The 4333-nt window shown below is 42.8% G+C and carries 5 protein-coding genes; 3 read left to right on the forward strand and 2 right to left on the reverse strand.

The genetic code is table 11. From position 1 onward, the window contains the following. The first annotated feature begins 594 nt into the window (after positions 1–594). The 3 genes from R8N49_RS24135 to R8N49_RS24145 all read left to right on the forward strand — a co-directional run bounded on the left by R8N49_RS24135 (position 595) and on the right by R8N49_RS24145 (position 2408). Entirely contained in the window at positions 595–927 is a 333-nt protein-coding gene (locus R8N49_RS24135) for a DUF1904 domain-containing protein (RefSeq protein WP_005381768.1), read from the forward strand. Positions 928–939: 12 nt separating this feature from the next. After that, positions 940–1776, forward strand: coding sequence for a penicillin-insensitive murein endopeptidase (mepA, locus tag R8N49_RS24140; protein ID WP_017633932.1), 837 nt, complete (start codon positions 940–942; stop codon positions 1774–1776). A 323-nt stretch (positions 1777–2099) separates the two neighbouring features. Then, complete coding sequence (locus R8N49_RS24145) at positions 2100–2408, forward strand: hypothetical protein (RefSeq protein WP_005381765.1); 309 nt, start codon at positions 2100–2102, stop codon at positions 2406–2408. A 42-nt stretch (positions 2409–2450) separates the two neighbouring features. Here R8N49_RS24145 and R8N49_RS24150 read toward each other — a convergent pair whose 3' ends face one another. Together R8N49_RS24150 and yegQ are read right to left on the reverse strand one after the other, a co-directional pair. Next, positions 2451–2705: a YfhL family 4Fe-4S dicluster ferredoxin gene (locus R8N49_RS24150; RefSeq protein WP_005381763.1), complete on the reverse strand. Its 255-nt coding sequence runs from the start codon at positions 2703–2705 to the stop codon at positions 2451–2453. A gap of 2 nt (positions 2706–2707) precedes the next feature. Beyond that, on the reverse strand, positions 2708–4108 hold the full coding sequence (gene yegQ, locus R8N49_RS24155; RefSeq protein ID WP_186584457.1) for a tRNA 5-hydroxyuridine modification protein YegQ: 1401 nt from the start codon (positions 4106–4108) through the stop codon (positions 2708–2710). Positions 4109–4333: the final 225 nt, after the last annotated feature.

Below are 4333 nucleotides of genomic sequence, written 5' to 3' on the forward strand. Positions count from 1 at the left end.
GGGTGTAGCTCCAATTGGCAGAGCAGCGGATTCCAAATCCGCGTGTTGGGAGTTCGAATCTCTCCACCCCTGCCATACTCTAAAGCCTCAGCAGTAATGCTGGGGCTTTTTTGCATTTGAAGAAAAGAGAAGCTGACTAGTTGGAAGAGTTGTCGATTCCTCTGATACCAAAGTATCGGGGGGATTGAAAGCTCATATCTCCGGGATATTGGTCCACTTCACCTATCCCCCATATTCATAAGCTCTGGCTTAGGTCAGGGGCTCTTTTATTTCTAACGAATATGTCTTTTATTTCTAACGAATATGTCTTTTATTCCTAACGTATAGTTTCAACGTCAGGTGTATGTTTATCCAACGAATATGGCATATCTTTGCTTCATATAGTTTTATTTTCTAGTAATGTAATTACTAAATGTTGATGTATCGCTTTGCTCTTTCTGTTTTACCTTCGAATTTCATAACACTTTTTCTTCGTTATCGAGCACATCTGATTCACAATCTATTGAAAGGTCAGTGGTTACATTGGCTTGGATGATTACTGACTTGGTTCCTGTTATCATCATGCATTAATGCTAATAATTAGGAAGTAAGTTTATGCCACATTTTCGATTCCGTGCTGTAGAGCCACAAGCTGTTCAGGCATTATCAAAACCCCTTACGGATGAACTTCAGCCTCTAATGGACTGTCCGCGTGAGGATTTTACTTTTGAGTATATCTACACTACGTTTTTCAATGAGGGTGAGGTGAGTGCTGCATATCCTTTTGTCGAAGTGCTTTGGTTCGACCGTGGCCAGGAAGTGCAAGATGAAGTTGCCAAGCTTATTACGCAACAAGTGCGCGGTATCGCTGGTGCCGATATTGATGTTGCAGTTATCTTTTCCGCCTTATCTCCTAAAGCTTATTACGATAATGGCGAACACTACTAAAGGTTAAAGGCTATGAGGCTGAGTTTCATTGTAACTTTGGGTTTATGTTTCTCAGCTTCAGTATGTTCTACTCCTTGGGAGTCTGCGGTTAATCCTACCCGAAACTCTTCCTCCTCTATTGGTAGTTATGCTAACGGTTGTTTAGATGGTGCATTACCCTTGCCTCTCGATGGCGTTGGTTATCAAGTCTTACGTAGTAAAACGAAGCGCTACTATGGGCACCCTAAAACGATAGAGTTTATTGAAAATCTGGCGCTTAAAGCTCATCAAAATCTCAACACCACTCTGCTAATTGGTGATTTGTCTTTACCTAGAGGTGGAAGGTTCTCCTCTGGTCATTCTAGTCATCAAACCGGGTTAGATATCGATATCTGGTTAAGACTTGCTGACCAACCGCTTTCTTATAACGAATTACAACTTCCTAAACCCATGAGTGTGGTGGATTTAAAAGGTTATTCCATACTTAATCATCGCTGGGAAGAGCGGCACTTTAAGCTAATTCGGTACGCTTCAAAAAGTAAGGATGTTGCACGAATTTTTGTACATCCTGTTATTAAGGAGCAACTTTGCTTGCAAGAAAACGGCAAAGATCGTTCTTGGTTACGTAAAGTGCGTCCATGGTGGGGGCATCATTACCACTTTCACGTCAGGTTGTCTTGTCCTGATTCGAGCGACTATTGTGTTGATCAAGCACCACCTCCAGTAGGCGATGGCTGCGGTGTTGAGCTCGCAAGTTGGGCCCCGAAAGCAAAACCTATTGATACCCCTCCACGGGTAAAAACAACCTCTAAGCCCAAACGAAAAAAAGTCGTTCCACCTCAATGCTTGCCGCTTATCAATCCTAATTAGTGTTACTCTTCAGGTTTATCTGTACTTGGTGATCTCTTTTATGAAACTGGAGAAACATCATACTTTTGTCTACATTGAATAGTACCAATACAAAAACTAACCCAATCAGTTTTGGGGACATATTATAGAAATCTAAATTAAACAAAGAGTTGTAGTATGGGTAAGTTGTAACTTCTCTGTTTAGAAAAAGACCTTTCGTCACGATACTCTGGTTTCTTAGCAATATGTCTGTCAGTTGGCTAAAAAGCAATAACAACGCAGACAAGTGTGTAAGGCAGGGATATACCCTTTTCCTGTTAGAAGAGTAAATCAAGGACAAAACCATGACTATGATTTGTGCAAAAGAATTTGCAGAGTGGTTAAGACACAGATTTAGCAGTGATACTAAAGGAGTCTCTTTGACTCGAGAGGATGTGAATCACCTGACTGGGCGTCAACGCCTTGATCCGGGTTTTGTTAATGATGTGCATTATGAGCTGATGCAATATGGAATGGCTTTCGTTACTGATACGAGCCGAGAAAACTTTTATTTAATACCTGTTTCTCAAGCGGAAAATTGGCGTGAGAGACTAGAGTATCATTTTGAAAAAGAGCTATTCTGCAATATTATCCCTATTGAAAAATCAGGTTGAGAAAAGGTTCAACTTTGATGCCAAAGTTGAACCTAATTGCTCTTATGCTAACCCTTGAATAATCACGAATTTTTCAAGCAACTGCTCTTCAGTTTCGACATGGTTCGGATCAGTGATTATGCATTTTGTAATTGGACACACTGACTGACAGGTCGGCTTTTCGTAATGCCCCTTACACTCTGTACATAGCGCTGGATCAATTTCGAAAATGCTCTCTCCCATACTGATTGCCCCATTGGGGCATTCGGGATCACACATGTCGCAGTTAATGCATTTGTCAGTAATGAGCAAGGCCATGGTTACTTACCAGTCGGGTTACGGGTGTCCTGCCCTGAGTTTAGATTACGCATTAATAGGCCATATTCTAAATCTAGCTCTGCTGGTACTGGAATGAATACAAAGTGACCGTTTCCTTTCGCGTCTTCAATAGACTCTGATTTGCGGTTTTCCATTGCCTCTAGCGTGAAAACAATATTGCCTTTTGGCGTCATTAGTTCAAGGCTATCACCGACAAGAAACTTATTTTTTACTTCTACTTCAGCCATGTCACCACGACGTTTGCCAGTGAATTCACCAACAAACTGTTGAGCATCAGAGACTGAGTAACCGTAATCGTAGTTTTGGTAAGTATCGTGTGTATGACGGCGTAGGAAGCCTTCAGTGTAGCCACGGTGAGCTAGGCTTTCTAGTGTACCCATTAGGCTTTCATCGAATGGTCGACCTGCTACTGCATCATCAATTGCTTTACGATAAACTTGAGCGGTACGTGCGCAGTAGTAGAACGATTTAGTACGACCTTCAATTTTCAATGAGTGAACACCCATCTTAGTTAAGCGTTCAACGTGCTGAACCGCTCGTAGGTCTTTAGAGTTCATGATGTAAGTACCATGCTCATCTTCGTAAGCCGCCATTTTTTCTTCTGGACGGTGCGCTTCAGAAAGCAGAACGACTTCATCTGTTGGTTTACCGCGACCAATTGTGGTTTCAGGGAGCTCGTCTTGTACTTCGACAGGCTGTGCTTCAGTCGGGTCGAATTTCTCTACGATGTCACCAGCGTCGTTTTCTTTACCCTCTTCAACTTTGTATTCCCAGCGGCATGCGTTAGTGCAAGTGCCTTGGTTAGGGTCACGTTTGTTGATATAGCCAGAAAGTAGGCAACGACCAGAGTAAGCCATGCATAATGCACCGTGAACGAATACTTCAAGCTCAGTTTCAGGGCAATGCTCACGAATTTCTTCGATTTCTTCTAGAGATAGCTCGCGAGAAACGATCACACGTTCCACGCCATTCGCTGCCCAGAACTTAACGGTCGCCCAGTTTACAGCGTTCGCTTGTACAGAAAGGTGAATTGGCATTTCTGGGAAAGCTTCACGAACCATCATAATTAGGCCTGGATCTGACATGATCAATGCGTCAGGACCCATCTCTACGATTGGCTTCAGATCACGGATGAACGTTTTTAGCTTCGAGTTGTGTGGTTGAATGTTACATACCACATAAAGCTTTTTGCCTAGGGCGTGGGCTTCATCGATACCTATTTTTAGGTTCTCGTGGTTAAACTCGTTGTTACGTACGCGAAGGCTGTAGCGAGGTTGGCCAGCGTAAACTGCATCTGCCCCGTAGGCGAATGCGTAACGCATGTTTTTCAGGCTGCCCGCTGGAGATAGTAGCTCAGGCACGAATGCTTTCTCAGTTGTCATTACTCAATTCTCTTTTATCTGATCACAAGTCAGGCCAATTCCACCTAATGGAAATGGGGCGCAAATTTTACGTCAAAATGTGAACTGTGACTAGGGTAATTGTGCTTCAGATAGAAAAACGCCCTCAAAAAAAGTGAGGGCGTTATGGTTTAATGCCGTTCACTTAAGGTGAGCGGCATTGTTTTTTCTAGGGTATCGGCTTGGTTTTTTCTTAACGACTCTAGG

The organism is Vibrio sp. 1978, assembly GCF_033344345.1.

Excerpts from the sequence above, each read along its gene's own strand:
- R8N49_RS24135 (WP_005381768.1), top strand. The coding sequence starts at position 595 with ATGCCACATTTTCGATTCCGTGCTGTAGAGCCACAAGCTGTTCAGGCA.
- mepA (WP_017633932.1), top strand. The coding sequence starts at position 940 with ATGAGGCTGAGTTTCATTGTAACTTTGGGTTTATGTTTCTCAGCTTCA.
- R8N49_RS24145 (WP_005381765.1), top strand. The coding sequence starts at position 2,100 with ATGACTATGATTTGTGCAAAAGAATTTGCAGAGTGGTTAAGACACAGA.
- R8N49_RS24150 (WP_005381763.1), bottom strand. The coding sequence starts at position 2,705 with ATGGCCTTGCTCATTACTGACAAATGCATTAACTGCGACATGTGTGAT.
- yegQ (WP_186584457.1), bottom strand. The coding sequence starts at position 4,108 with ATGACAACTGAGAAAGCATTCGTGCCTGAGCTACTATCTCCAGCGGGC.